The organism is Clostridium sp. CAG:265 (assembly GCF_000436575.1).
Lineage (GTDB): Bacteria > Bacillota > Clostridia > Clostridiales > Clostridiaceae > Clostridium > Clostridium lentum.
On the sequence record NZ_FR886641.1, the window covers coordinates 60,078 to 84,904 of the forward strand.

Sequence of the window (24,827 nt, forward strand, 5' to 3'; positions counted from 1 at the left end):
TTTTTCTAAAAGTTTTGATTTTTGTATTTTTAATTTTATAGGCTATAATATTATGGAGAGGAGTTGAAAAGTTATATGAATACTGTTTTAGTAGTAGATGATGATAAGGAAATAGTTGATGCAATTGAAATATATTTAAAAAATGAGGGAATTGGTGTTATTAAAGCATATGATGGTATACAAGCTATTCAGGCATTGATGGAAAATGAAATACATTTAATATTGATGGATATTATGATGCCTAAGATGGATGGATTACGAACTACTATGAGGATTAGGGAGGAAAAAAATATTCCAATAATATTAATATCAGCAAAATCAGAAGATACTGATAAGGTATTAGGTTTAAATATGGGAGCTGATGATTATATTACTAAACCTTTTAATCCTTTAGAATTAATTGCTAGAGTAAAATCACAATTAAGAAGATATATGACTTTAGGAAATTACGTTAATGTTTCTAAAGAAGATGAAAAGGTAATAAAGTCCAGTGGATTAGAAATCAATTTGGAAAGTAAAGAAGTATTCGTTGAAGGTGAGTCTATAAGGGTTACAGCAACAGAGTTTGGTATATTAGAGCTATTATTAAAAAATAAGGGAAGAGTATTTTCTATTGATGAAATATATGAAAATGTATGGAAAGAACCAAGCTATAATGCTGAAAATACAGTTGCAGTACATATACGAAGGATTAGAGAAAAGATAGAAATCAATCCTAAAGAACCCAAATATTTAAAGGTGGTGTGGGGCATTGGTTACAAAATTGAAAAGTATGAATAAGAAATTTTTTAACTATTTCTTATATATTCTTATATTCATCTTTTTATCAATGTCGATTTTGTCAGGAGTTGAAGTGATTAACAACTATGATTTAACACTGCCAGAGAGGATTTATGTTGATTCATATCTAGCACAGGAAATAGATGATTATATAGGAATGGCGCTAGATTATGCTATTTATTATAAAAATGATGAATATGTTAATGATATAAACAATATAAACCAATATGAAATTGATAGTTATAAACAAAAAATAGAAAAAAAGATTGAAAGCCAATATCAAAATATCAAAAGTATAAGAGAAAGTTCGCAAGGTTTTCATGATTATAGTTATGATGAGCAACAGGCTATATTAAATGAAGAAAGAAAGAAGATAGAAGAGAAATATGCATATGATGAAGCCAGTTTACTTGAAGAAATTTTAGAAAGTAAAAAGACGGCATATGAAAATCTAAAAGTTCAGCTAAGTGCTTATAATAATATTGATTTTGCAGCTTTTGATATACTTAGTAATAGCTGGATTACTAAAAAAAAAGCAGATGAAGATTTGATAAAAGATACAAAATACTATTCTATAAGAAAGATTACCACTAATGATGGTGTTACTGAAAATGTATATATATCAGGAAAAAAATCTACTAATTCTCATATAGTAAATAGAATTAAAAGAAATTCTTCAGGATATTATACCAGTGGAAATTACGTATCATCATATATACAAAATCAATCATCCAAATATTATTATTTAAATAATTATAGTATAGAACTATATGTATGGATACCAAAAGTTTTGCAGAAGGGAGATTCTATATATAGTGCTTATAAATCTATTGAAGAGATAGGACATGTTATAGGTATTAAGATAATAGTATGTTTGGTATCAGTAGCTATATTAGCATTACTATTATATTTAAAAAAGAAAGAAAATAGCAGGATGCATGAAGTTGATATATTAATAGATAAATTAAAGAAATATCCACTTGAATATAAGTTGGGAGGCTTATTGTTAGCATACATAGCATATAAGCTAATATTTAATAGTTATTATAATAAAATACTTGGTGAAGGAAGATATTTAATTAGCTTTACTTATAGGAATATACTTATATTATCTATTATTTTAATTTTATTATATGTAACAGTAGAGACGTTAATAGTAAGCTATTCTGAGGGAGCAATTTTTGAAAATACTATTAGTAAAACCATATATTATACAACAAAAGATATAATTAAAAGAGGATCGTTCATAAAGAATATCTTTATAATTGGAATTATGTATATATCTACAGTAGTTATATTATTGTTGGTAGGTATATTTAATAATGGAAGGTTATTATGGCCATGTTTTATAGTAGGCTTTTTAATAAGTTTTGCTCTGCTTATCAAATTAATAAAAAGCATGGTATATTTAGATAAAATAATGCTTGGGGCAAAGGATGCAGCCAGCGGAGAATTAACCTATAAGATTGAGGAAAGAGGAAAAGGATACTTATCTAACTTGGCACATGATATCAATAATATTAAAGAGGGCTTAAGAAAGTCTTTAAAGAATGAAATGAAGAGTGAAAAGATGAAAAGTGAGCTTATAACTAATGTCTCTCATGATTTAAAGACTCCGTTGACCTCAATTATAAATTACATTGATTTATTAAAGCGAGAACCTATAGAACCAGAAAGTGCAAGAGATTATATTGCTGTTCTAGACAGTAAATCTCAAAGGCTAAAAGCGCTAATAGAAGATTTGTTTGAAGCTTCTAAAGCTGCAAGTGGTGAAATGGAGCTTCATTTGGCTAAAATAGATATAGTGCAGCTTCTAAGACAGACTTTAGGTGAGTTCGATGAAAAACTCATTGAGAGTTTATTAGAGATTAGAACTAATTTCCCAGAAGAAAAAGTTTATGTTAATGGAGATGGAAGAAGATTATTTAGAGTCTTTGAAAATTTAATTTCCAACATAACCAAATATTCTTTAAGAGGGACAAGGGTATATATTGATATTATTAAGGATGAAAAAAATGCCATTATTGTAATGAAGAATATCTCATCTTATGAACTAAACTTTGATGCTGGGGAAATAACAAATAGATTTAAACGTGGAGATGAAGCAAGGACTACAGAAGGATCTGGTCTTGGGCTTGCTATTGCTAAAAGTATAGTAGAGCTTCATGGCGGAGAACTGAATATAGAAATTGATGGAGACTTGTTTAAATCAATTATAAAAATGGAATTATATCAAGAGAATAATTAATAGAAAGAATCAAATAGCATTGTTATTTGGTGCTTTTAATTTATTTAAAGGAGTTAATAGAAGAAAGAAGTAACTAATGATTAAAAATATAACTATTCTTATCTAATTGATAATTAATATCATATAGAGAGGCTATAAAGCTTTTAGTAGTGCTAGTTGAAAGGTATTCTCAATTAGAAAAAATTTAAAAAATTTTTAAAAAAGGGCTTGTAATTAATAATAATTATTATATAATAATAAGTGTAAGGTTACTTACAAGAAACAGAAGAGTAATTATTCAAAGTAGATATATAAATTTAAAAATATATAAAAGATTTTAGGAGGAATAAAATTATGAAGAAATTTGTATGTATAGTATGTGGATATATTCATGAAGGAGAAGCTGCACCAGCAGAATGTCCAGTTTGTCACGTAGGAGCTGATAAGTTCAAAGAACAAACAGGAGAAATGACTTGGGCTGCAGAACACGAAGTAGGAGCTGCACAAGGAGCTTCAGAAGACATAATGGCTGATTTAAGAGCAAACTTTGAAGGAGAATGCTGTGAAGTTGGTATGTACTTAGCTATGGCAAGAGTTGCTCATAGAGAAGGATATCCAGAAATAGGATTATACTGGGAAAAAGCTGCTTACGAAGAAGCAGAACATGCTGCTAAGTTTGCTGAATTATTAGGAGAAGTTGTTACTAATTCAACTAAGAAAAACTTAGAAATGAGAATTGAAGCTGAAAATGGAGCAACTGAAGGTAAGTTCGATTTAGCTAAGAGAGCTAAAGCTGCTAACTTAGATGCAATTCATGATACAGTTCACGAAATGGCTAGAGACGAAGCTAGACACGGAAAAGCATTCCAAGGATTATTAAACAGATACTTTAAATAAAAAAATAAATGAATATAGAGTTATATCAAATTAATTTGATATAAGATGATGAAAAAGGAATTCTAATTTGAATTCCTTTTTTAATATTAATAAATTTGAGGTTTTATATTCCTTATTAGTATAATATAAATTAATTAAAGTATATAATAAAAATATTATATAAAACCAAATGCTAAGGGGGAATAAAAGTGCAATTTTATATTGCTGTAGCTATATTACTAATGTTAGTTAATATGATATCTGTATTTTCTTTGATTTTTATTGAAAGAAAAGATCCAACTACTACATGGGCTTGGTTATTAATTTTGCTGCTTATTCCTGGAGTAGGATTTATTGTTTATTTACTTTTAGGACAGAATTTAAGTAGACAGAAAATATTTAGAGAAAAGAAAATAATTGATAAGACTAGAGCTGCTGGATTAGAAGAAATGCAGGAGATTCATGGAATAAAGATGGAACTTCAAGATGAATACAGTGATTTAATCTTAATGAATTATAATCAATGTGGATCAATTTACACTACAGGTAATGAAGTGAAAACATATATAAGTGGTGAAAAGAAATTTCAGGATTTAATTAAGGATATTAGGTCAGCTAAAAGCTTTATACATATTGAATACTATATTTTTAGATTTGATGACTTAGGAAAAGCTATTATAGATGAGTTAAAATCAAAGGTGGATGAGGATGTTGAAGTAAGGCTTTTAGTAGATGGAATGGGCTCTAAAAATTTAAAGCAAAAAGAAATAAGATATATTAAGAGTTTAGGAATAAAATTTAGTATCTTTTTTCCAGGGGCATTTCCAAGAATAAATACAAGAATCAACTATAGGAATCATAGAAAAATTGTAATTATTGATGGTGAAATAGGATATGTAGGTGGATTTAATGTAGGAAATGAATATGTTAATAGAGGACATCAATTTAAATTCTGGCGAGATACTCATTTAAAAGTGAAAGGGCAAGCTGTAAATGAGTTAAATAAAAGATTTATTTTAGATTGGGATTATGCTTCTAATGAAAATTTTGATAATATAATAAAATATTTTCCTAAGCCTAAGGAGTATGGACGTGTAGGTATGCAGATAGTATCTTCTGGACCAGATCATATGGATGAATATATAAAAATTGCTTATATGAAAATAATAAATAATGCTAGAAAGTATGTATATATTCAGACACCATATTTAGTTCCTGATGAACCGATTTTGGAAGCTCTAAGAATATCGGCATTATCAGGTGTTGATGTGAGAATTATTGTTCCTGATAAGCCAGATCATTTCTTTATGGAGTGGGTATTAAGTGCTAATATAGCTAACTTAATAGATTATGGGGTGAAAATATATAGATATAATAATGGTTTTATTCATTCCAAAACAATAGTGTCAGATGATATTGTTAGTAGTATAGGAACAGCCAATATGGATAATAGAAGCTTTAGATTGAATTTTGAAGTTAATGCTTTTATATATGATGGAGTAGTGGCTAAGGAACAATCGAAAATATTTTTAAATGATCAAAAATTCTCAACATTTGTAACAAAAGAAGCATATGAAAAAAGAAGTAGGGTATTAAGAATAAAAGAATCTTTAATTAAGCTAGTATCACCTATTCTATAATTTGAAAAGTATTTATAAGAGGTGCCTATAGGTGGTGAAATATAGGAGTAATCTCAGAACATTAGATTATTTTATGTATTTTACTATTTATGATAATATAAAATTATATTTATGTGTATAGATAAATGAATAATTAAGAATGGATAGTTAAAAATTCATTTTTAATTCTTCATTTTAATTTTTATTGAGGTGGCGTTTTTATTGGAATTAAAAATTGATTTAATTAAAAGAAGTTATCCTATCATTATTGAAAAGGGATTAATTAATAATATTCAATATAAAATAAAAGAACTATATAAAGGAAAGAAAATTTTTATCTTAACAGATGATAATGTAAATAATTATTACGGAAATAAAATAGTAAATAGCTTGAAAGCAGAAGGATATGATGTAAGATTAATGGCTCTTGAAGCGGGAGAACATAGTAAGTCCTTTAGTACATTACCTAAAATATACAATGAAATGTTAGATTTTAAATTAACAAGAAGTGATATAGTTATTACTCTAGGTGGTGGAGTAATAGGTGATATTGGAGGATTTGCAGCCTCAACTTACTTGAGAGGAATTAAATTTATTCAAGTGCCTACTTCTCTTTTAGCACAAGTAGATAGTAGTGTTGGTGGAAAGGTAGCTGTTGATTTAGCAAGAGGTAAAAATCTTGTAGGAAGCTTTTATCATCCAATAGCAGTTTTTATTGATCCAGAAGTATTAAATACTCTAAGTGATGAATTCTTTACTGATGGAATGGCTGAAGTAATTAAATATGGATGCATTAAAGATAAGAAGTTTTTTGATTTTTTAAATAGCTTAGATAGTAAAGGAAAGCTTATGGATAATATTGAAGAGATAATTTATACTTGTTGCAACATTAAAAAGCTTACAGTAGAAAGAGATGAAAAAGATAAGGGTGAAAGAATGTTATTAAACTTTGGTCATACACTAGGTCATGCCATAGAACAGTATTATAACTATTCAAAATATACCCATGGAGTAGCTGTAGCTATTGGTATGTATGAAATAACAAAAATAAGCGAAGAAAAGGGTTTTACGAAAAAAGGTTCGGCAGAGAAGATTAAAGAAATACTTAAAAAGAATAAGCTTCCTTATGAAATGGATATCAATATGGGAGAGGTTATTCACAGCATTGAACTAGATAAGAAGAACTTAGGCAATGACCTTAATTTAATTTTACTTAAAGAAATAGGAAATGCAGAAATAGTAAAAAGTAACAAAGGCTATTTTGAAAATTGATAATTTAAATAATGGAGGAATTTTTGTGGCTGATTTAAAAGTAGGAAATATGAGGCTTATGGGGAATGTAAAAGTACCTCCTTCAAAAAGTATGGCTCATAGGGCAATCATTTGTGCAAGTCTTTCTGAGGGAGTCTCTAAAATAGAAAATATTGATTTTTCAGATGATATTATTGCCACTATGGAAGCAATGAAAGCATTGGGAGCTAAGATTTATCAGAATAAAAATTATATAGAGATTCAGGGAATAAATCATAATGAAGATAATAAAGAGTTAAAGATTATTGATTGCAATGAATCAGGTTCAACTTTAAGATTTTTAGTACCAATTTCTTTATTGATTCCAGGAAAAAAGAAGTTTATAGGCCGAGGTAATTTAGGAAAAAGACCATTAAATACATTTTACGAAATATTTGAGCAGGATAATATAGAGTATTCTTTTGAGGAAGGTATTTTAAATCTGCAATTAGAAGGTACCTTAAAAGGAGGAGAATATTATTTAGCTGGAAATATCAGTTCTCAATTTATAACTGGATTATTATTTACCTTACCTTTAATTAATAGGGATTCAAAAATAATAATAACAACAGAAATGGAATCAAAAGGTTATATAGATTTAACATTATCTGCATTAAGGGATTTTGGTATAGAAATAATAAATAATGATTATAAAGAATTTATTATTAAAGGTAATCAGCAATATAAAGCAAGAAATTATAGGGTAGAAGGTGATTATTCTCAAGCTACATTTTTCTTAGCGGCAAATTCCATAGGTAATAAAGTGGAAATAGATGATGTGTTGGCAAACTCAGCACAAGGTGATAAGGAAGCTCTTGATATTTTAGCAAGGATGGGAATGTCAATACAATGGAATAAAAGTAAAAATAGAATTGTTCCAGTAAAAAATATAGGTTTAAAAGCCACTGTAATAGATGGTTCTCAGTGCCCAGATATTATTCCTGTATTATCGGTGGTAGCGGCTTTAGCACAAGGGACTACTAAGATTATAAAGGCTGGTAGGCTTAGAATTAAGGAATGTGATAGATTAAAGGCTGTAGCATCGGAACTTACTAAGCTAGGTGCTAAAATAGAAGAAAAAGAAGATGGGCTTATTATTGAAGGTGTAGAAACTTTAAAAGGTGGAGTAGAGGTGTGGAGTTGGAAAGATCACAGAATAGCAATGACTTTAGCAATTGCAGCTACAAGATGTGAGGAGCCTATTATATTAAAGGATTATGAATGTATAAGTAAATCATATCCATCATTTTTTGATGATTACAGAAGATTAGGAGGTATAGCAAGTGAGTGGAATGTGGGGAAATAAAATCAAGATATCTATTTTTGGAGAATCTCATGGTAATGCCATAGGAATTAATATAGATGGACTTGAACCAGGTTTTGAAATAAATTTAGATAAAGTATCATCTGAGATGAAAAGAAGAGCTCCTGGTAGGAATAATTTATCAACGCCAAGAAAAGAAGCTGATGAACCAGAGATATTAAGTGGATTTTTTCAGGGAAAGACTACAGGAACTCCTCTTTGTGCCATCATAAGAAATAATAATACTAAGTCTAAGGATTATGGAAAGCTTAAAGATATAATGAGGCCTGGTCATGCTGATTATACAGGGAAGATTAGATATAATGGTTTTAATGATTATCGAGGTGGTGGTCATTTTTCAGGAAGAATAACAGCATCTATTGTTTTTGCAGGAGCAATATGTAAGCAGATATTAGAAGCAAAGGGAATTAAGATAGTATCTCATATAAAATCTATTGGTACAATTGAAGATAAAAGCTTTTTAGATGAAAAAATTACGGAAGGTTTTATTAATTCATATATGTCAAAAGAGTTACCATTAATGGATGAATTGAAAGAAGAAGCTATGAGAAAAGAGATACTGCTAGCTAAGGAAGAGTTAGATTCAATTGGTGGTACTGTTGAGTGTGCAGTTCTTGGGATAGAGCCTGGAATAGGTAATCCATTTTTTGATTCAGTGGAATCTACTTTAGCACACTTAATGTTTTCTATACCAGCAGTAAAAGGCATTGAATTTGGTAGAGGGTTTGAGCTTACTCAAATGAGAGGAAGTCAGGCTAATGATTCTATGTATTTTTCAGGAGAAAAGGTTTTGACTAAGACCAATAATAATGGTGGTATATTAGGCGGAATAACTAATGGCATGCCAGTTATATTTAAGGTTGCAATAAAGCCTACATCGTCCATATTAAAGTCACAAAATACTGTAAATATCAATACAGGGGAAGAAACAGTTTTAGAGGTAAATGGTAGACATGATCCATGTATAGTTCAAAGAGCACTTCCTGTAATAGAAGCAGCAACAGCAATAGGAATTTTAGATTTAATTGAAAATTAAATCTAAGTTAATCATTTCATGGATGTTAGCGGTGGTAGTTAATTGATAGGAAGGGGTATTTCAGTGTTAGATATAGATAAGTTAAGAGATGAAATAGATGATATAGATAAACAGATTATCGAGCTTTTTGAAAAAAGAATGGATGTTGTGTTAAATGTGGCAAAATACAAGATGGAAAGAAATCTTCCAATTTTTAATGGAGCTAGAGAAAATGCTGTTATTGAGAAGAATTTAAAAAGACTTAAAAATAAAGATTATAGTAACTATGCTGAAAAATTTTTAAATGATATGATGACGACCAGTAGAGAACTTCAGCAAAGTATAATGGGTCAATTAAAGATAGGAGTACAAGGTGTAGAAGGTTCTTTCAGTGAAGAAGCAAAAATAAGCTATTTTGGTGAAGAAAAAGGTATGGTATTTTATGATGAATTTGAAGATGTATTTGATGCTTTAAAAAATGGTGAGATAGATTATGGTGTATTACCAGTGGAAAACTCATCAACAGGTGCCATTACAGTGGTATATGATTTAATGAAGGATTATGGCTTTTATATTGTAGGAGAACAATGTGTAAAAGTAAGACAAAATTTAATTGGATTAAAGGGTACAAAGATATCAGATATAAAGGAAGTATATTCTCATCCGCAAGGGTTTGCTCAAAGTAGTGAGTTTTTAAAGGAGCATAAAGAATGGATTCAAATACCATATCATAACACAGCTTTAAGTGTAAAGTATGTCTGGGAAACAGGGGAAAAATCAAAAGTAGCTATTGCCAGTGAAAGAGCAGCTAAGAGATATGGACTTGAAGTTGTTAAAGGTAATATCAATGATGAATCAGAAAATACCACTAAGTTTATTGTTATTGGCAAAAATTTAGAATATGATAAATTTTCTAATAGGGTAAGTATAGTATTCTCACTAGAGGATGAAGCTGGAACATTATATAAACTTTTAAGGCATTTTTCAGAAAATAATATAAATCTTAAAAAGATAGAATCAAGACCAATAAGCAACTTGCCATGGAAATATGTATTATATATAGACTTTGAAGGAAATCTTAATAATGCAGAAGTGAAAAATGCAATATCATTAATTCAAGAAAAAAGCAGATACTTTAAATTATTAGGAAATTATAAAAGCAAAGAATAGAAAAAATAAAAAATTAAAAAAGGGGGCATTGTAATGGAATTTTTAGGCGTGTTAGGAGAAAAGCTCCCACATACGTATTCTCCTATAATAAATAAAAGAATAATGGAACTAATTAATGTGGAAGGAGCTTATAAAAAGTTTGAACTGCCAAGAGGAAATATGCAGAAATTCATTGATGGAGTGAAAACTTTAGATATAAGAGGATTTAATGTAACCATTCCATATAAGGAAGAAGTTATGCCTTTCTTAGATTATATTTCTGATGAAGCAAAGAATATTGGGGCAGTAAATACTGTAGTTAATAAAGATGGAAAGCTTTGGGGTTATAATACTGATTATTTTGGCTTTCATAGTACTTTAAAAATAGCAAATATAGATGTAAAAGGCAAAAGAACGGTTATTTTAGGTAGTGGTGGTGCTAGTAAAGCTATTAGGGAGGTACTTTTAGATGATGGGGCTGAAGAAGTATATATAGTAAGTAGATATCCACAATATAGTTCAGAGAATAGCAAGGATAAAAGAGTTAAGCTTATTAATTATGATGAGTTGGCAAAGCTTAATGGATATTTATTGGTAAATTCTACGCCGGTAGGTATGTATCCAAAAGTAGGTGTATCTGCTGTGGGAGATGAAATTATAGAAAAATTTCAAGCGGTAGTTGATATAGTATATAATCCTACAGAAACAGAAATATTAAGAAGAGCAAGAAGTTTAGGAAAGATTTCAATTGGTGGATTATATATGTTAGTAGGGCAGGCTGTAAAAGCAGAAGAAATCTTTCACCAAATTGAAATAGATAAAGAAATCATAAATATTATTTATAATGAATTGAAGAAAGATTTTTAGTGGGGTAAGTAAATGAATAATAAAGAAAAGAATATAGTCTTAATAGGATTAACAGGCTGTGGAAAGACCACTGTAGGAAAGATGCTTGCACAGAAGATTAATTATGATTTTATAGATATGGATGATTTTATAATTGAGTCCACAGGTAAGACAGTACCTGAACTTTTTGCTGTAAGTGAAGAATATTTTAGAAGTTGTGAAACAAAGGCTTGCAAAGCTTTAAGTAATAAAAGAAAAACAGTAATAGCTTCTGGTGGTGGTGCTGTTAAAAAGCAAGAAAATATGAAAGCATTTCATGATAATTCTATAATAATATTTTTAGATAGACCTGTAGATAATATTGTAGGTGATGTTGAGATAAAAAATAGACCACTTTTGGTAAATGGCCCAAATATTCTTTATAGATTACATGATGAAAGATATGATTTATATAAAAATCAATGTCATTATAGAGTTGAAAATGATAAAACATTAGATGAATTGGTTAATACTATAATTACTATAATTAATAATGAATAAAATAAAAAAATGAAATGGAAGCTAATTTGTGAGCTTCCATTAATTTTTTCTTGCTAATATGGACATTGCTTTTTGCAAAATTTCATTTTCTTCCTTGATTTTTTCAAAATCTTTCTTTAATTCATGAACTTCTTTTAAGGAATTATCAATATTTATATTAATACAACTAGTACTAGAATCATCAACAAAATTATAATTATTCTTTTTATTATGAAATTCTCTATATTCAGTAGGGGAACAGTTTACTCTGTTAGTAAAAATATTGGTGAAGTGCGTTGGATTATCATATCCAACTTTTCTTGCAATAGATACTAAAGATTCAGTGCTATTTATAAGCATAAGCTTGGCATCGCAAATTCTTAAATCAATGGCATAGTTTATTGGAGAAACACCATATTCTTTAGTAAAAGAATGGCTTATATGACCAGTGCTTATATGAAAAACCTCAGAAAGTTTCTTTAAGGTTATTTTTTCAGTATAATGCTCACTTATATATACAAGTACATCTCTTATAAATGAAGAGTGATTATTTTCAGATGATTCTTCTTCATGAGGAATTAAATGATAAAGAGTTGAAGTTAATGAAGTGGCTAAAATATCACAAACACCATGAGAAATAGAATTATTATTTAAGCAAAGATTATATATTTCCTTAAATGTATTTTTTATAAAATCCTCATGAATTCCAGCATTCATTATATGAAATGTTTTATTAGGTAAAAGCATAACATCTTCAGTATTATAAGTAATTTTGTAATTACCTATAATACATGTCCAAGCATCAGCAGGATAATCTTTATCAGAAGTTATGGAATGAAGAACGCCTTTTTCCATAATAAGAATTTGACCTTTTTCCAATGTGAATGTATTCATATCTACGGTATACTCAGCTTTTCCATCGGCAATATACACTATTTCAGTAGCATTTTTATGTAAGTGATAATTATATACCCAACCAGGATTATTAAAATTATGACAAAGTCTTAAAAGTTTTGGTTGTTTATTGTCTTCAAATATATTGTTATCTTTTGGTGTAAAGTCATAAGAAAACATAAAAAATACTCTCCTAAATTATTAATTTTCAAGACAATTATATAATTAAACTTCTATATATTACAATAAAATTATGGAAAAAAGCAAGATAATATAGCTTAAAATCATAAAAACCCCTTAAAATCGTAGTTAAATCATTAACAAATAGCAAGATAATTTTTTAACAATGTAATATAATTAGTGTTCAAAATTTTGAATTAATAATATAATAAATACATAAGATGACAGAAGAATTCTAAAGTGAATTGTTAAAAAATATACATTCAATTGAGAAGGGGAATAAAAATGAAAGAGCAAAATAAATCAATGAAAAGTTTGTATCCAACAGCTTTTGTACTATATTTAAGTTTCTTTGTACATGGTTTTGGTGCAGCAATATTATCACAAAATACTAAATCATTTCAAGTTTTATGGAATACTGATGCAGCAGGAGTACTTTATGTAATATCTGCATTAGGTATAGGAAGATTAATTACGTATCCTTTTTCAGGAGCAATTTCAGATAAGTTTGGTAGAAGACTTACTGTTATTATAGGGTGTTTAGTGTATATAGGATTCTTTGGGGGAATATTATTGGCACCAAATACAACAGTAGCTTTCTTTGTAGCAATATTAGCTGGTGTAGCTAATGGATTCTTAGATTCAGGAGTACTTCCTGCAGTTATGGAAATATTGGTGCAATCATCAGGGCTTGCAAGTATTTTATCAAAGTTATGTATAGCAATAGCACAATATATTTTGCCAGTAATGGTTACTTTCTGGGCATCTAATGGATTATGGTTTGGATGGACATTTGTAATTTGTATAGTATTATTAGCAATTATATCATTATTATTAACTAAGCTTCCTTTTGCAACTGTAGGAGAAGCTAAAGTAGAAACAGCAGCAGATGTTGTACAAGTTAAATCTAATTTTTGGATTGAAGGAGTAGCTTTAATTATAATGGGATATACAGCTACAGCAACTTTCCAAGTATTTTTAAATATAAATAAAGATTATGGAATGACATTCTTAAATATGACAGAAGCAGCAGCAGGTAAGATTGGATCAAACTATGCATTAGGTTCAATATTTGCAGTATGCCTAAATGTTGTTTTAGTTAAATGGATTAAACCAGTTAGAATGATAGTAGTATATCCAGCATTATCATTAGCAACATTATTATGGATGTATTTTGTACCAAGTCCAATAGTAGCACAAATAGGAGGTTTCCTAATTGGTGCAACATGTGCTGGTGGAGTGTTACAATTTTTAGTTTCTGTAATGTCTGACCTTTTCCCAGCTTCAAAAGCTAAAGCTGTAAGTATGATTATGATAGCAGGTGCATTATGTGCATTCAGTATAACTGCTATAGCAGGAACAGTAACTAGCAAATTTGGTGTTCAATACACATTATTAGTATCAGCAGTATTAGCTGTAGTTAGTATAATAGCATCAATAGTAGTTAATATAAGATATAATATGTTAATGAATAAATAAAAAAGATTGAAATTTCACTTCCTTATGATAATCTTAAGGAAGTTGAATTTTTAGATAAAACACAAAGTATATATAGACAAAGAGAGGATGAATTATAATGAAAAAAGTAATGTTATTACATGGTGTTAATCATAATATGTTTGGTAAAAGAGATCCAAAGCAATATGGAACAATAACTTTAGATGGAATTAATAAAAAAGTTGATGATTTAGCAAAGGAATTAGATATAGAAGTTACAAACTTCCAAACTAATAATGAAGGTGAATTTGTTGATAAAATTCATGAAGCATATTTAGAAGGATATGATGGAGTTATGTTAAATGCTGGTGCATGGACTCATTACAGCCATGCTATAGGAGATGCACTTAGAATGTTAGAGTGCCCAGTTATTGAATTACACATGTCAAATGTACATGCTAGAGAAGAATTCAGACATCACTCAGTTATATCACCAATAGCTTCAGGAATAATAGTTGGTCTTGGTTCATCAGTTTATACTTTAGGACTAAGAGCTTTTGATGATATATTTAGAGGAAATAATGACTAATTAAATTTATTTAATGCTTTTATATTAAGGAGATTAAAGTAATGGAAAAGAGAATTACAGGACATACTGAATTAATAGGGCTTATGGCTTATCCAATACGTCATTCAAGTTCACCAGCAATGCATAATGCAGCATTTGCTAAATTAGGATTAGATTATGCATACTTAGCATTTGAAGTAGATAATGATTCTTTAGAAGGGGCTGTTCAAGGAATAAGATCTTTAAAATTAGTTGGATCTAATGTTTCTATGCCAAATAAGACAGTTGTACACAAATATTTAGATAAATTATCTCCAGCAGCTGAAATGTGTGGTGCTGTTAATACAATAGTAAATAAAGATGGTGTATTAACTGGTCATATAACAGATGGTACAGGATATATGATGTCTTTAAAAGATAATGGTGTAGATGTTATTGGTAAGAAAATGACAATAGTAGGAGCAGGGGGAGCTGCTACTGCAATAGAAATACAAGCAGCTTTAGATGGAGTTGCAGAAATTTCTATATTTAATAGAAAAGATGAATTTTGGGCAAACGCAGAAGAAACTGTAAGAAAAATCAATGAAAAAACTAATTGTAAAGCACAATTATTTGATTTAGCAGATTTAGATAAGTTAAAAGAAGAAATAGCAAGCAGCTATCTTTTCACTAATGCTACAGGGATGGGAATGAAGCCGTTAGAAGGACAAACTTATATTCCAGATAAATCATTCTTAAGACCAGATCTTATTGTTTCAGATGTTGTTTACTATCCAAGAGAAACTGAATTGTTAAGAATGGCTAAAGAAGTTGGATGTAAAACTATGAATGGTCTTGGTATGATGTTATTCCAAGGAGCTGCAGCATTTAAGATGTGGACAGGAGAAGACATGCCAATAGAATATATGAAAGAAAAACTAGATATTAAATAATAATGTTTAGAAGGGTTGTTATTAAACTGACTTTTTTAGGAAGTTTTTTTTAACAACTCTTTTGTCAATGAATGAAATAATATGGTAATATTACAAAAGAAAAGTAAAGGAGAATAACAGTTATGAAGATAATTAAATGGTTAGATGATAACTTTGAAGAGTTTATTCTAGTTATTCTTTTATTAGCCATGACTTTAATAATGGGTATACAGGTATTTACTAGATATTTATTAGGTAATTCATTAGCTTGGTCGGAAGAAATAACTAGATATTTATTTATATGGTCAGGGTTCATTAGTGTAAGTTATTGCACAAAAAAATGTATATCTATAAAAATAGAACAATTTACATCTATCTTTCCTAAGAGAGGAAAAGCAATGATTAAGTTAGTAAATCATACAATAGAAATAATATTTTTCTTATTTTTAATTCCATATGCTTATCTTTATTTAAAATCAGCCGTAGTTAGTGGACAAACAAGTCCTGCTTGTGGTATTCCAATGTATTATATACAGGCTGCACCATTATTTAGTTTTATACTAGTCTCTATAAGGATTATACAAAGATGGATAGAAGAATTAAAATTTATTAGGGAGGTTTAGTATATGATGACAGGGGTTATATTTTTAATATTCTTTATATGTTTGATGATAGCAATACCAATATCAATATCTTTAGGAATTGTATCAATATTACCAGGTATACTAGATTCTTCATTTACAGTAAGTGCTAAGTATATAGTTAGATCTATGTTTGGAGGTTTGGATAGCTTTCCTCTTTTAGCAGTGCCAATGTTTATATTCTCTGGAATATTGATGGCTAGAGGAGGAATATCAAAAAGGCTTTTTAATGTTTTTTCTTATTTTTTAGGAAAATTTACGGCAGGTATTCCATGTGCAGTAATTGTAACCTGTTTATTTTATGGTGCCATATCAGGCTCAGCACCTGCAACAGTAGCAGCTGTTGGAAGTATGACTATTCCGTTTTTGTGTGAACTTGGGTATGATAAAAAATTTGCTACAGCAATTGTTGCAGTGGCAGGAGGGTTAGGGGTTATTATTCCACCTAGTATACCATTTATAATGTATGGGACAACAACAGGAGAATCTGTAAGTGATTTATTTATGGCAGGAATAATTCCAGGAGTAATTATTGCAGCTTTATTAATGATATATTCAATTGTATATTGTAAGAAGTATGGAGAAGATAGAGAAAAAATTAATAAGGTAACAGGTGAATTAAGAAAAAATGGTTTGTTTAAGTTATTAAAGGAAAGCTTTTTTGCTTTATTATCACCTATAATTATTTTAGGATGTATTTATTCAGGAGTGGCTTCACCAACAGAAGCAGCTGTTATATCTGTATTTTATGCATTAATTCTTAGTGTTTTTATATATAAAAGTATTGAGATTAAAGAGATATTTGATGTTTGTGTTGAAACCATAAGGACTTTTGCGCCAATATTATTTATTTTAGCAACATCAGTTGCTTTTTCAAGAGTTTTAACATTAATGCAGGTGCCACAAATTGTAAGTGAATGGATATTAACTAATTTTAGTAATAAAATAATTATATTATTAGTGATAAATTTAGTGTTATTAGCAGTTGGAATGGTTATGGACACCACTCCAGCAATTCTTATATTAACACCTATATTATTACCAATAGTTACTGCTATAGGTGTAAATCCAATTCAATTTGGAGTAATTATGATTGTAAATTTAGCTATAGGTTTTATTACACCACCAATAGGAATTAATCTTTTTGTGGCAAGCTCCTTAACTGATGTGCCAGTTATGGATATAGCTAAAAAATCTATTCCTATGATTATTTGTTTCTTAATTGCATTATTATTATTTACATTTATACCATCAATAAGTTTAATGCTGTTATAAAAATGGAGGTATGTCATGAGGAAAAGAAGCAAAAGAAAAATATTATGTTTTTTACTTGGAATGATACTAACTGTATGTTTAACAGGATGCAGTACAGCATCAAAAGATGAACAGGTACAAACATATGCATGGCCAATTGCTACAGCAAGCCCAGAAGACACTGTAACGCAGATATTAGCAGAAAAATTTGCAGAAGAAGTAGATAGGCTTAGTGAAGGAAAAATGCGTATAGAAGTATATTCTAATAGTATATTAGGTGGAGATAGAGAACTTTTAGAAAGTTGCAAGGATGGAGATATCCCCTTTGTAGTTCAAAATACAGCACCACAGGTTTCTTTTATTAAAGAAGCAGCAATATTTGATTTACCTTGTGCATTTTCAGATATCAGTGAAGTTAGAAGCGTAGTTGATAATAAGGAGTTTTTATCAATTATGAAGAAGGCTTATAGAAATTCAGGGTATGAACTTATGGGATATGCTGATCAAGGTTTCAGAGTTATGTCTACTAATAAGCTCATAGAAGATATAAGTGATTTTAAGGGTCAAAAGATTAGAACAATGGAAAATACTAATCATATAGAGTTTTGGAAGGCTATAAGAGCAAGTGCTACACCAATGACTTTCAGTGAAGTTTATATAGGACTTCAACAAAATACTATAGATGCACAAGAAAATCCTTATGAAGTAATTGTATCTAATAAATTGTATGAGCAACAGAAATATATTGTTGAAACCAATCATTTAGCACATTTAATATCATTAATAGTTAGTGAAGAGTTTTATAAAGAATTAACTAAAGAACAAAGGGAAATAATAGATGCTGCATCGGAAGTAGCTATTAAATATGCAAGAGAAGCTTCTGATGTAAGAGTATCTGAAAAAATAGATGTTATTAAAGAGAGTGGAACAGAGATAATAAAAGTTTCTGATGAGCTAAGAAATAAAATGCTAAATGCCAGTGAAGAAATTTATAATAGTATTAGAAATATAGTTGGTGGTGAATTAGTGGATTTATATATTGAGAAATAGTTTTTATAAATATTAAAAATATTTATAAAAAGAGAAGATTGAAAAAAGAAAAATTAAATTTTTAACATATAAATTAATAATAAATGCATTAAATTCTAAATGATTAAAAAAATGTAAGAAGAATAATGATAGTCATATCATATAGAAAATATTTATTAAAATATATAAAAAATATATTTTAATTTGAAAAAGGGGAGTAGTAAGTTTTAGCTACTCCTATTTTTATTGCTATTATAAGAATAAAATGAAATTGGCAATTTATAGACAAAAATTAGGTGTTAATAAGTAATCTATAGAATATATCTATAAATAATGTGCTTAATATCAATTGGAATAGTGATGAAAGGTACAATATAATAAATATAACGTTAAATAATTAACGTGATTAAAATAACAATTATTTCAATGAAGAAATTAATGATTTAGCAATATTTATAAGCAAAGATAATGATAAATAAATTTATAGTTAGGAGATATATATGAATAATTACAAAAACCTTTTAAGTCCTATAACAATTAAACATATGACAGTAAGAAATAGAGTAGCAATGCCTCCTATGGGAACAAATTATGGTGGAGCTATGGGAGATTTTACTGATGAGCATATAACATATTATGAAAAAAGAGCAGAAGGTGGAACAGGTCTTATTATAGTTGAAAATGCTTGTGTAGACTTTCCTTTAGGATCAAACGGTACAACTCAAATAAGATTAGATCATGATAGATATATTCCAAATTTATTTAAATTAACAGAAAGGTTACATAGACAGGGTGCGTCTGTAGCTATTCAAATTAATCATTCAGGTGCTTCAGCAGTTCCAGGTAGAATAGAGGGAAATACTCCAGTATCATCTTCTAATATACCATCAAAAACTGGAGGGGCAGTGCCAAGACCTTTAGAAATAGAAGAAATACATGCAATAGTACATAAATATGCAGAAGCTGCTAAGAGAGCTCAAATTGCAGGTTTTGATGCTGTTGAAATTCATGGTGGACATTCATATTTACTATGTCAATTCTTATCACCTGTGTATAATAAAAGAACTGATGAATTTGGTGGAAGTGTTGAAAATAGAACTAGATTTGCAAGATTAGTTTTAAAAGCTGTAAGAGAAGCTGTAGGACCAATGTTTCCAATAAGTTTTAGATTTAGTGCGGAAGAGTTAGTTGAAGGTGGAAATACATTAGAAGATTCTTTAGAAATGCTAGAATATTTACAAGAAGATGCAGATATTTTAAATGTATCAGCAGCTTTAAATGATTCACTTCAATATCAAATAGATGCTAACTATTTAGAAGATGGATGGCGTTCATACATGGCTAAGGCTGTAAAAGAAAAGTATCCAGAAAAAGTAGTTATAACATCAGGAAATATAAGAAATCCTAAGATTGCTGAAAGAATAATTGAAGAAGGACATGCAGATATGGTGGCTATAGGACGTGGACTTATAGCAGAACCACAATGGGTTAATAAGGTTAAAAGTGGAAGAGAAGATGAATTAAGAAAATGTATATCTTGTAATATTGCTTGTTCAGGACATAGAATTGGATTAAATAGACCTGTAAGATGTACAGTTAATCCAAGTGTAATATTTGGAGATACTCATAAAGAATTAAAAGTAAACAAGGCTACTAATGTGGTAGTTATAGGTGGAGGAACAGCTGGACTTGAAGCAGCTTGTACTGCTGCAGAAGTAGGATGTACTACATTCTTATTTGAAGCTAAGCCATACTTAGGAGGATTAGCAAGAGAAATAGCAAAACTTCCAGCTAAAGATAGAATAAATGATTTCCCAGATTATTTAATAAACAGAGCTAAAAAATTAAAGAATTTATATATATTTACTAATACTACTGCAACGATAGAAGCAATAGAAAATTTAAAACCAGATGTAGTGGTAAATGCTACAGGTTCAAACCCTCTATTACCTCCAATTACTGGATTACACAACGTAGTTGATAAAGAAAATGAAAAAGTAATGTCTATCTTTGGATTTATAAAAAATATTAAAGAATTCGAAGCAATGAAATTAGAAGGTAAGAAGATTGGTGTAATTGGTGGAGGAGCTGTTGGGCTTGATGTTGTTGAATATTTTGCTAATAAAGGTGCTCGTGTAACAATTGTTGAAAGAATGCCAGCAGTAGGAAATGGATTAGATTTTATAAGTAAGATAGATTTCTTATCTATGTTAAAGAAAAAAGAAGTTGACGTAAGAGTTGACACTTCATTATTAGAAGTTAAGCCAAATAGTTTTATTATTAATAAAGATGGTGTAGATGAGGAATTAGAATTTGATTTTGGATTTGTATGTTTAGGAATGAGAGCTTATTCACCATTAATGAATGAATTAGAAGAAAAATTTGCTTCTAATGGAGTAGAAGTTGTTAATATTGGTGATAGTGTAAGAGCTAGAAGAATTATTGAAGGTGTTGATGAAGGTAGAAATATAACAGATACACTAAAGAGAATAGGAAGATTATAAGATATAGTTATAAGCTAATGTAAAATTAATATTTTGCATTGGCTTATTTTTATTAATATATATAATGGATTAAAAAGTGCTATAATTTCAGATATAATAAATATTTATTTGTATTTTATAGGTGGAGAAAAAGATGAATTTAAATTATTTAAGATATTTTAGAGTATTAGCCAAAATGGAGCATTATACTAAAGCTGCAGAAGAGCTAGCAATAACTCAACCCAGTTTAAGTCATGCAATGTCAACTTTAGAAAAAGAACTTGGCACATATCTTTTTGAAAAAGATGGAAGGAATATTAAACTTACTAAATATGGAAAAATATATTATGAATATGTAGAGAGAGCATTAGGAGAATTAGAAGAAGGCGAAAAAAGAATTAAAGAGCTAATAGGTATAGGAACTGGTAGCGTAGAATTGGGATATATATTTACTTTAGGACCTGAATTTGTACCTAAGTTGGTAAATGGCTTTATAAATGAAGAAGGGAATTCAAAAGTTAAATTTACTTTTGGACAAGGAACTACATCCTGTTTATTAAAGGATTTAAAAAGTGAAAAATATGATATAGTATTTTCATCTATAGCTAAAGATGAAGAAGAAATAGAGTTTGCACCTATAATGGAAGAGGAGTTAGTAGTGATAGTAGATAAAGACCATGTTTTGGCCAGTAAGAGTTCGGTAGATTTAGCAGAGATAAGTGAATATCCATTTATTGCTTTTGGTAATAAAAGTGGAATAAGGCAGATAATCGATGGATTATTTAAAGCTGTTGATAATAAGCCTAATATTATTTGTGAAGTGGAAGAAAATAATGCCATTGCTGGATTGGTGGAAGTTAAATATGGTATATCAATAGTTCCTAAAATTACAGCACTAAAATACTTTAATGTGAAGATATTGCCAATATCTAATCCACAGCATAAAAGGTATATTTATATGGCTACTTTAAAAAATAAATATCAAAGTCCAACAATGAAGATGTTTAAAAAGTATGTTGAAGAGTTTTGTAGAAAAAATAGTCTTGGATAAAAATATAACTTAAAAAAATTCCTATGCTAAAAAATACATTATATTATGGAAAAATAGGGATTTACTAATGTGAAAATATATAATTAGCATATTTTTTATGCTAAAATATATACAATAATGGTAGAAGAATTTTAGTATGATACGAAAAATTTAGCTGAAATTATAAAATAGATGTAGTTGGAGGTAAGTATATGATCGTAGTAATGAGGCCTACAGTAAGAGAAGATACTATTAATTTTGTAAAAAGTAATTTAGAGAAATATGGCGTAGAAGTCAATGTATCTAAGGGAGGTACATATTGTATTTTAGGATTAGTAGGAGATTCTTCTAAAATAGATTCAGATAAGATTTTAACTTTTGAAGGCGTAGAAAAAGTATTAAAAGTACAAGATCCATTTAAAAAGGCTAATAGATTATTTAAGCCTGATGACAGTATAATAAATGTAAATGGCACTTTAATTGGTGGAGGAAATCTTGGCGTAATGGCAGGTCCTTGTTCAGTGGAAAGTGAAGAACAAATTTTAGAGATAGCTAGAGCAGTTAAGAACTCAGGGGCTAATTTCTTAAGAGGAGGGGCTTTTAAGCCAAGAACATCACCTTATAGTTTCCAAGGCCTTGAACTTGAAGGGTTAAAACTTTTAGAAATTGCTAAAAAAGAAACAGGGTTAAATATAGTAACAGAAATAATGTCTACAGATTATATTGATGAATTTGTTGATAGAGTTGATGTGATTCAAGTTGGAGCAAGAAATATGCAAAACTTCGATTTATTAAAGCAATTAGGTAAGACTAATAAGCCAATACTTCTTAAGAGAGGAATTGCTGCAACTATTGAAGAATGGTTAATGTCTGCTGAGTATATCATGGCTGGTGGAAATGAGAATGTAATTCTTTGTGAAAGAGGAATAAGAACTTATGAAAATTACACAAGAAATACTTTAGATTTAAGTGCAATTCCTGTAGTGAAAAGATTATCACATTTACCAATAATAGTTGACCCAAGTCATGCTGCTGGATACTGGTATTTAGTTGAGCCTCTTGCTAAGGCTGCCATAGCTGTTGGAGCAGATGGACTTATGATAGAAGTTCATAATAATCCACAATGTGCATTAAGTGACGGACAACAATCAATTAAGCCAGCTGCTTTTGATGAACTTATGAAGAAGGTAAAAGTAATAGCAGAAATGGAAGGGAAAAAACTTGTTTTTTTATGAAGAGAGAGTTTATGAAAATAGTAATAGTAGGGTTAGGGGTTATTGGTGGTAGCTATGCCATGGCATTGAAAAATGCTGGGTATGAAGAGGTTTATGGTATAGATACTAATATTGAAACATTAAAAAAAGCTAAAGAAATAGGCATAATTAAAGAAGGATATGTTGAAGGAAAAGAAGTAATTAAGGAAGCAGATATTATTATTTTAGGCATATATCCTAATTTAATCAAAAGATTTATAGAAGATAATAAGCATAATTTTAAAGATGGAGCTATAATAAATGATGTTACTGGGATTAAGGAATTGTTTATTGATGAAGTATTAAGTATATTGCCAGAAAATATTGATTTTGTCTTTGGTCATCCCATGGCTGGAAGAGAAAAAAAGGGTATAGAATATGCTAGTGATGAGGTTTTTAAAGGAGCTAATTATTTAATTACCATAACTGAAAAGAATAAAGAATCTAACATTGAGATAATAGAAAAGGTTGTTTATGATTTAGGATTTAGTCATATTAAGGTGATAACGCCTAAATACCATGATGAAATGATAGGTTTTACCAGTCAGCTTCCTCATGCATTGGCTGTTGCTCTTATTAATAGCGATGAAGAAGGAAGAGATACAGGAAGTTTTATTGGTGATAGCTATAGAGACTTAACGAGAATTGCCAATATTAATGAAGGATTATGGAGTCAATTATTTTTAGGCAATAAGAATAATTTATTAAAATCTATGAAAGCTTTTGAGGTAGAATTCAATAAGATACTTAAATGTATAGAAGATGAAGATAAGGAAGCGTTGGAGAAATTATTTATTAAGTCATCTAAAAGAAGAGAAAAATTATAAAATAAAAAAACTATGGTCTTTCCATAGTTTTTTATATTTTTAGGAGGATATTTGCTTACACTATAGAATATTCAAAGAATCATATAAATATGAAAAAATTTATTTTATCTGCCTGGTGTTGAACTGGTGATTCCTCTTTCTGCTAGAATATCATAAATTGTTTGTGAAGTAGTATCAGCCAGTGTATATCCAAGAGCAGTAACTACTTTTTCTAAGTTTTCAATAGAATCAGTTTCTATTTCAATATAGGGGAAAGGACAAAAGTTCTTATCATTAATATCTATTTCTACAAGAGAATTTTCTAATTTATAACTTTCTCTATATTTTTTGATAGATTCTTTAAGTTCTAAACCTAGGGATAAGAAGATTCTTCTAGACATTTCAGCGTCCATAACTATGGTTTCATTTTCCTCCATAACTTTAAATGTATCTTGGCTTATCATTTTTTTTGTTGTCATAAAGATTGTTTCTTTATTAGTAAGTCTATCAGTTATAGTTCTTATTCTTGCATATCCTTTAGCTTGCAGTAATCTTCCATCAGAAAAATCATAAATCTCATTTACTTGATCTTCTGACTTTACTTTTACACCACCTAGAGCTAATAATTTTGATCTTATATCTTCTACATCAATATCAACAATTCTTGTTTCTAATTCTTTCATAAATTTCTCCTAT

General features: G+C 29.0%; 22 protein-coding genes. 20 read left to right on the forward strand and 2 right to left on the reverse strand.

Annotation, left to right across the window (positions count from 1 at the left end):
• Nucleotides 1-75: 75 nt before the first annotated feature.
• The 10 genes from Q5O29_RS10440 (at nt 76) to Q5O29_RS10485 (ending at nt 11,666) form a co-directional block, all read left to right on the forward strand.
• Nucleotides 76-780, forward strand: a complete 705-nt coding sequence (locus tag Q5O29_RS10440; RefSeq protein ID WP_022212888.1) for a response regulator transcription factor — start codon at nt 76-78, stop codon at nt 778-780.
• Between the two features lie 73 nt (nt 781-853).
• Nucleotides 854-3,028 (forward strand): HAMP domain-containing sensor histidine kinase, encoded by a 2,175-nt coding sequence (locus tag Q5O29_RS10445; protein ID WP_302632151.1) that lies wholly within the window; start codon nt 854-856, stop codon nt 3,026-3,028.
• A gap of 333 nt (nt 3,029-3,361) precedes the next feature.
• Nucleotides 3,362-3,904, forward strand: coding sequence for an NADH peroxidase (locus Q5O29_RS10450; RefSeq protein ID WP_022212890.1), 543 nt, complete (start codon nt 3,362-3,364; stop codon nt 3,902-3,904).
• 188 nt (nt 3,905-4,092) lie between these two features.
• A complete protein-coding gene (gene cls / locus Q5O29_RS10455) occupies nt 4,093-5,523 on the forward strand; it encodes a cardiolipin synthase (protein WP_022212891.1) in 1,431 nt (476 codons plus the stop codon).
• A gap of 201 nt (nt 5,524-5,724) precedes the next feature.
• A complete protein-coding gene (aroB, locus tag Q5O29_RS10460; RefSeq protein ID WP_022212892.1) occupies nt 5,725-6,774 on the forward strand; it encodes a 3-dehydroquinate synthase in 1,050 nt (349 codons plus the stop codon).
• A 25-nt stretch (nt 6,775-6,799) separates the two neighbouring features.
• Nucleotides 6,800-8,098: a 3-phosphoshikimate 1-carboxyvinyltransferase gene (gene aroA / locus Q5O29_RS10465; RefSeq protein ID WP_370545603.1), complete on the forward strand. Its 1,299-nt coding sequence runs from the start codon at nt 6,800-6,802 to the stop codon at nt 8,096-8,098.
• Complete coding sequence (gene aroC, locus Q5O29_RS10470; protein ID WP_022212894.1) at nt 8,076-9,152, forward strand: chorismate synthase; 1,077 nt, start codon at nt 8,076-8,078, stop codon at nt 9,150-9,152. Before aroA ends, aroC begins: the two co-directional genes overlap by 23 nt.
• A 63-nt stretch (nt 9,153-9,215) precedes the next feature.
• Nucleotides 9,216-10,301 (forward strand): chorismate mutase, encoded by a 1,086-nt coding sequence (locus tag Q5O29_RS10475; protein ID WP_302630979.1) that lies wholly within the window; start codon nt 9,216-9,218, stop codon nt 10,299-10,301.
• 33 nt (nt 10,302-10,334) lie between these two features.
• The gene (locus Q5O29_RS10480; protein ID WP_022212896.1) at nt 10,335-11,147 is read left to right on the forward strand and encodes a shikimate dehydrogenase; all 813 of its coding nucleotides are present in this window, start codon (nt 10,335-10,337) and stop codon (nt 11,145-11,147) included.
• Between the two features lie 12 nt (nt 11,148-11,159).
• Nucleotides 11,160-11,666, forward strand: a complete 507-nt coding sequence (locus tag Q5O29_RS10485) for a shikimate kinase (protein ID WP_022212897.1) — start codon at nt 11,160-11,162, stop codon at nt 11,664-11,666.
• A gap of 39 nt (nt 11,667-11,705) precedes the next feature.
• On the opposite strand, the gene Q5O29_RS10490 is transcribed toward Q5O29_RS10485, so the two are convergent.
• A complete protein-coding gene (locus Q5O29_RS10490) occupies nt 11,706-12,719 on the reverse strand; it encodes an AraC family transcriptional regulator (RefSeq protein WP_022212898.1) in 1,014 nt (337 codons plus the stop codon).
• A gap of 285 nt (nt 12,720-13,004) precedes the next feature.
• On the opposite strand from Q5O29_RS10490, the gene Q5O29_RS10495 reads away from it, so the two are divergent.
• From Q5O29_RS10495 to Q5O29_RS10540, 10 genes are all read left to right on the forward strand, one after another.
• Entirely contained in the window at nt 13,005-14,198 is a 1,194-nt protein-coding gene (locus Q5O29_RS10495) for an MFS transporter (protein WP_022212899.1), read from the forward strand.
• Nucleotides 14,199-14,295: 97 nt separating this feature from the next.
• On the forward strand, nt 14,296-14,745 hold the full coding sequence (aroQ, locus tag Q5O29_RS10500; protein WP_022168655.1) for a type II 3-dehydroquinate dehydratase: 450 nt from the start codon (nt 14,296-14,298) through the stop codon (nt 14,743-14,745).
• Nucleotides 14,746-14,786: 41 nt separating this feature from the next.
• Complete coding sequence (locus Q5O29_RS10505) at nt 14,787-15,656, forward strand: shikimate dehydrogenase (protein WP_022212900.1); 870 nt, start codon at nt 14,787-14,789, stop codon at nt 15,654-15,656.
• Nucleotides 15,657-15,778: 122 nt separating this feature from the next.
• Nucleotides 15,779-16,258 carry a TRAP transporter small permease gene (locus tag Q5O29_RS10510; RefSeq protein WP_022212901.1) on the forward strand — a complete coding sequence of 160 codons (480 nt, stop codon included), beginning with the start codon at nt 15,779-15,781 and terminating at the stop codon, nt 16,256-16,258.
• A gap of 3 nt (nt 16,259-16,261) precedes the next feature.
• Nucleotides 16,262-17,551 carry a TRAP transporter large permease gene (locus tag Q5O29_RS10515; RefSeq protein WP_022212902.1) on the forward strand — a complete coding sequence of 430 codons (1,290 nt, stop codon included), beginning with the start codon at nt 16,262-16,264 and terminating at the stop codon, nt 17,549-17,551.
• A 15-nt stretch (nt 17,552-17,566) separates the two neighbouring features.
• Nucleotides 17,567-18,580: a TRAP transporter substrate-binding protein gene (locus Q5O29_RS10520; protein WP_022212903.1), complete on the forward strand. Its 1,014-nt coding sequence runs from the start codon at nt 17,567-17,569 to the stop codon at nt 18,578-18,580.
• A 479-nt stretch (nt 18,581-19,059) separates the two neighbouring features.
• Nucleotides 19,060-21,063, forward strand: a complete 2,004-nt coding sequence (locus tag Q5O29_RS10525; RefSeq protein WP_022212904.1) for an FAD-dependent oxidoreductase — start codon at nt 19,060-19,062, stop codon at nt 21,061-21,063.
• 133 nt (nt 21,064-21,196) lie between these two features.
• Nucleotides 21,197-22,093, forward strand: coding sequence for a LysR family transcriptional regulator (locus Q5O29_RS10530; RefSeq protein ID WP_022212905.1), 897 nt, complete (start codon nt 21,197-21,199; stop codon nt 22,091-22,093).
• Nucleotides 22,094-22,284: 191 nt separating this feature from the next.
• A complete protein-coding gene (aroF, locus tag Q5O29_RS10535) occupies nt 22,285-23,307 on the forward strand; it encodes a 3-deoxy-7-phosphoheptulonate synthase (RefSeq protein WP_022212906.1) in 1,023 nt (340 codons plus the stop codon).
• Between the two features lie 11 nt (nt 23,308-23,318).
• Nucleotides 23,319-24,152 (forward strand): prephenate dehydrogenase, encoded by an 834-nt coding sequence (locus tag Q5O29_RS10540; RefSeq protein ID WP_302623443.1) that lies wholly within the window; start codon nt 23,319-23,321, stop codon nt 24,150-24,152.
• Between the two features lie 104 nt (nt 24,153-24,256).
• On the opposite strand, the gene Q5O29_RS10545 is transcribed toward Q5O29_RS10540, so the two are convergent.
• Nucleotides 24,257-24,814, reverse strand: a complete 558-nt coding sequence (locus Q5O29_RS10545; protein ID WP_022212908.1) for a class IV adenylate cyclase — start codon at nt 24,812-24,814, stop codon at nt 24,257-24,259.
• Between the last annotated feature and the right edge of the window lie 13 nt (nt 24,815-24,827).

Excerpts from the sequence above, each read along its gene's own strand:
- Q5O29_RS10440 (WP_022212888.1), top strand. The coding sequence starts at position 76 with ATGAATACTGTTTTAGTAGTAGATGATGATAAGGAAATAGTTGATGCA.
- Q5O29_RS10450 (WP_022212890.1), top strand. The coding sequence starts at position 3,362 with ATGAAGAAATTTGTATGTATAGTATGTGGATATATTCATGAAGGAGAA.
- Q5O29_RS10480 (WP_022212896.1), top strand. The coding sequence starts at position 10,335 with ATGGAATTTTTAGGCGTGTTAGGAGAAAAGCTCCCACATACGTATTCT.
- Q5O29_RS10485 (WP_022212897.1), top strand. The coding sequence starts at position 11,160 with ATGAATAATAAAGAAAAGAATATAGTCTTAATAGGATTAACAGGCTGT.
- Q5O29_RS10490 (WP_022212898.1), bottom strand. The coding sequence starts at position 12,719 with ATGTTTTCTTATGACTTTACACCAAAAGATAACAATATATTTGAAGAC.
- Q5O29_RS10495 (WP_022212899.1), top strand. The coding sequence starts at position 13,005 with ATGAAAGAGCAAAATAAATCAATGAAAAGTTTGTATCCAACAGCTTTT.
- aroQ (WP_022168655.1), top strand. The coding sequence starts at position 14,296 with ATGAAAAAAGTAATGTTATTACATGGTGTTAATCATAATATGTTTGGT.
- Q5O29_RS10505 (WP_022212900.1), top strand. The coding sequence starts at position 14,787 with ATGGAAAAGAGAATTACAGGACATACTGAATTAATAGGGCTTATGGCT.
- Q5O29_RS10510 (WP_022212901.1), top strand. The coding sequence starts at position 15,779 with ATGAAGATAATTAAATGGTTAGATGATAACTTTGAAGAGTTTATTCTA.
- Q5O29_RS10515 (WP_022212902.1), top strand. The coding sequence starts at position 16,262 with ATGATGACAGGGGTTATATTTTTAATATTCTTTATATGTTTGATGATA.
- Q5O29_RS10520 (WP_022212903.1), top strand. The coding sequence starts at position 17,567 with ATGAGGAAAAGAAGCAAAAGAAAAATATTATGTTTTTTACTTGGAATG.
- Q5O29_RS10525 (WP_022212904.1), top strand. The coding sequence starts at position 19,060 with ATGAATAATTACAAAAACCTTTTAAGTCCTATAACAATTAAACATATG.
- Q5O29_RS10530 (WP_022212905.1), top strand. The coding sequence starts at position 21,197 with ATGAATTTAAATTATTTAAGATATTTTAGAGTATTAGCCAAAATGGAG.
- aroF (WP_022212906.1), top strand. The coding sequence starts at position 22,285 with ATGATCGTAGTAATGAGGCCTACAGTAAGAGAAGATACTATTAATTTT.
- Q5O29_RS10540 (WP_302623443.1), top strand. The coding sequence starts at position 23,319 with ATGAAAATAGTAATAGTAGGGTTAGGGGTTATTGGTGGTAGCTATGCC.
- Q5O29_RS10545 (WP_022212908.1), bottom strand. The coding sequence starts at position 24,814 with ATGAAAGAATTAGAAACAAGAATTGTTGATATTGATGTAGAAGATATA.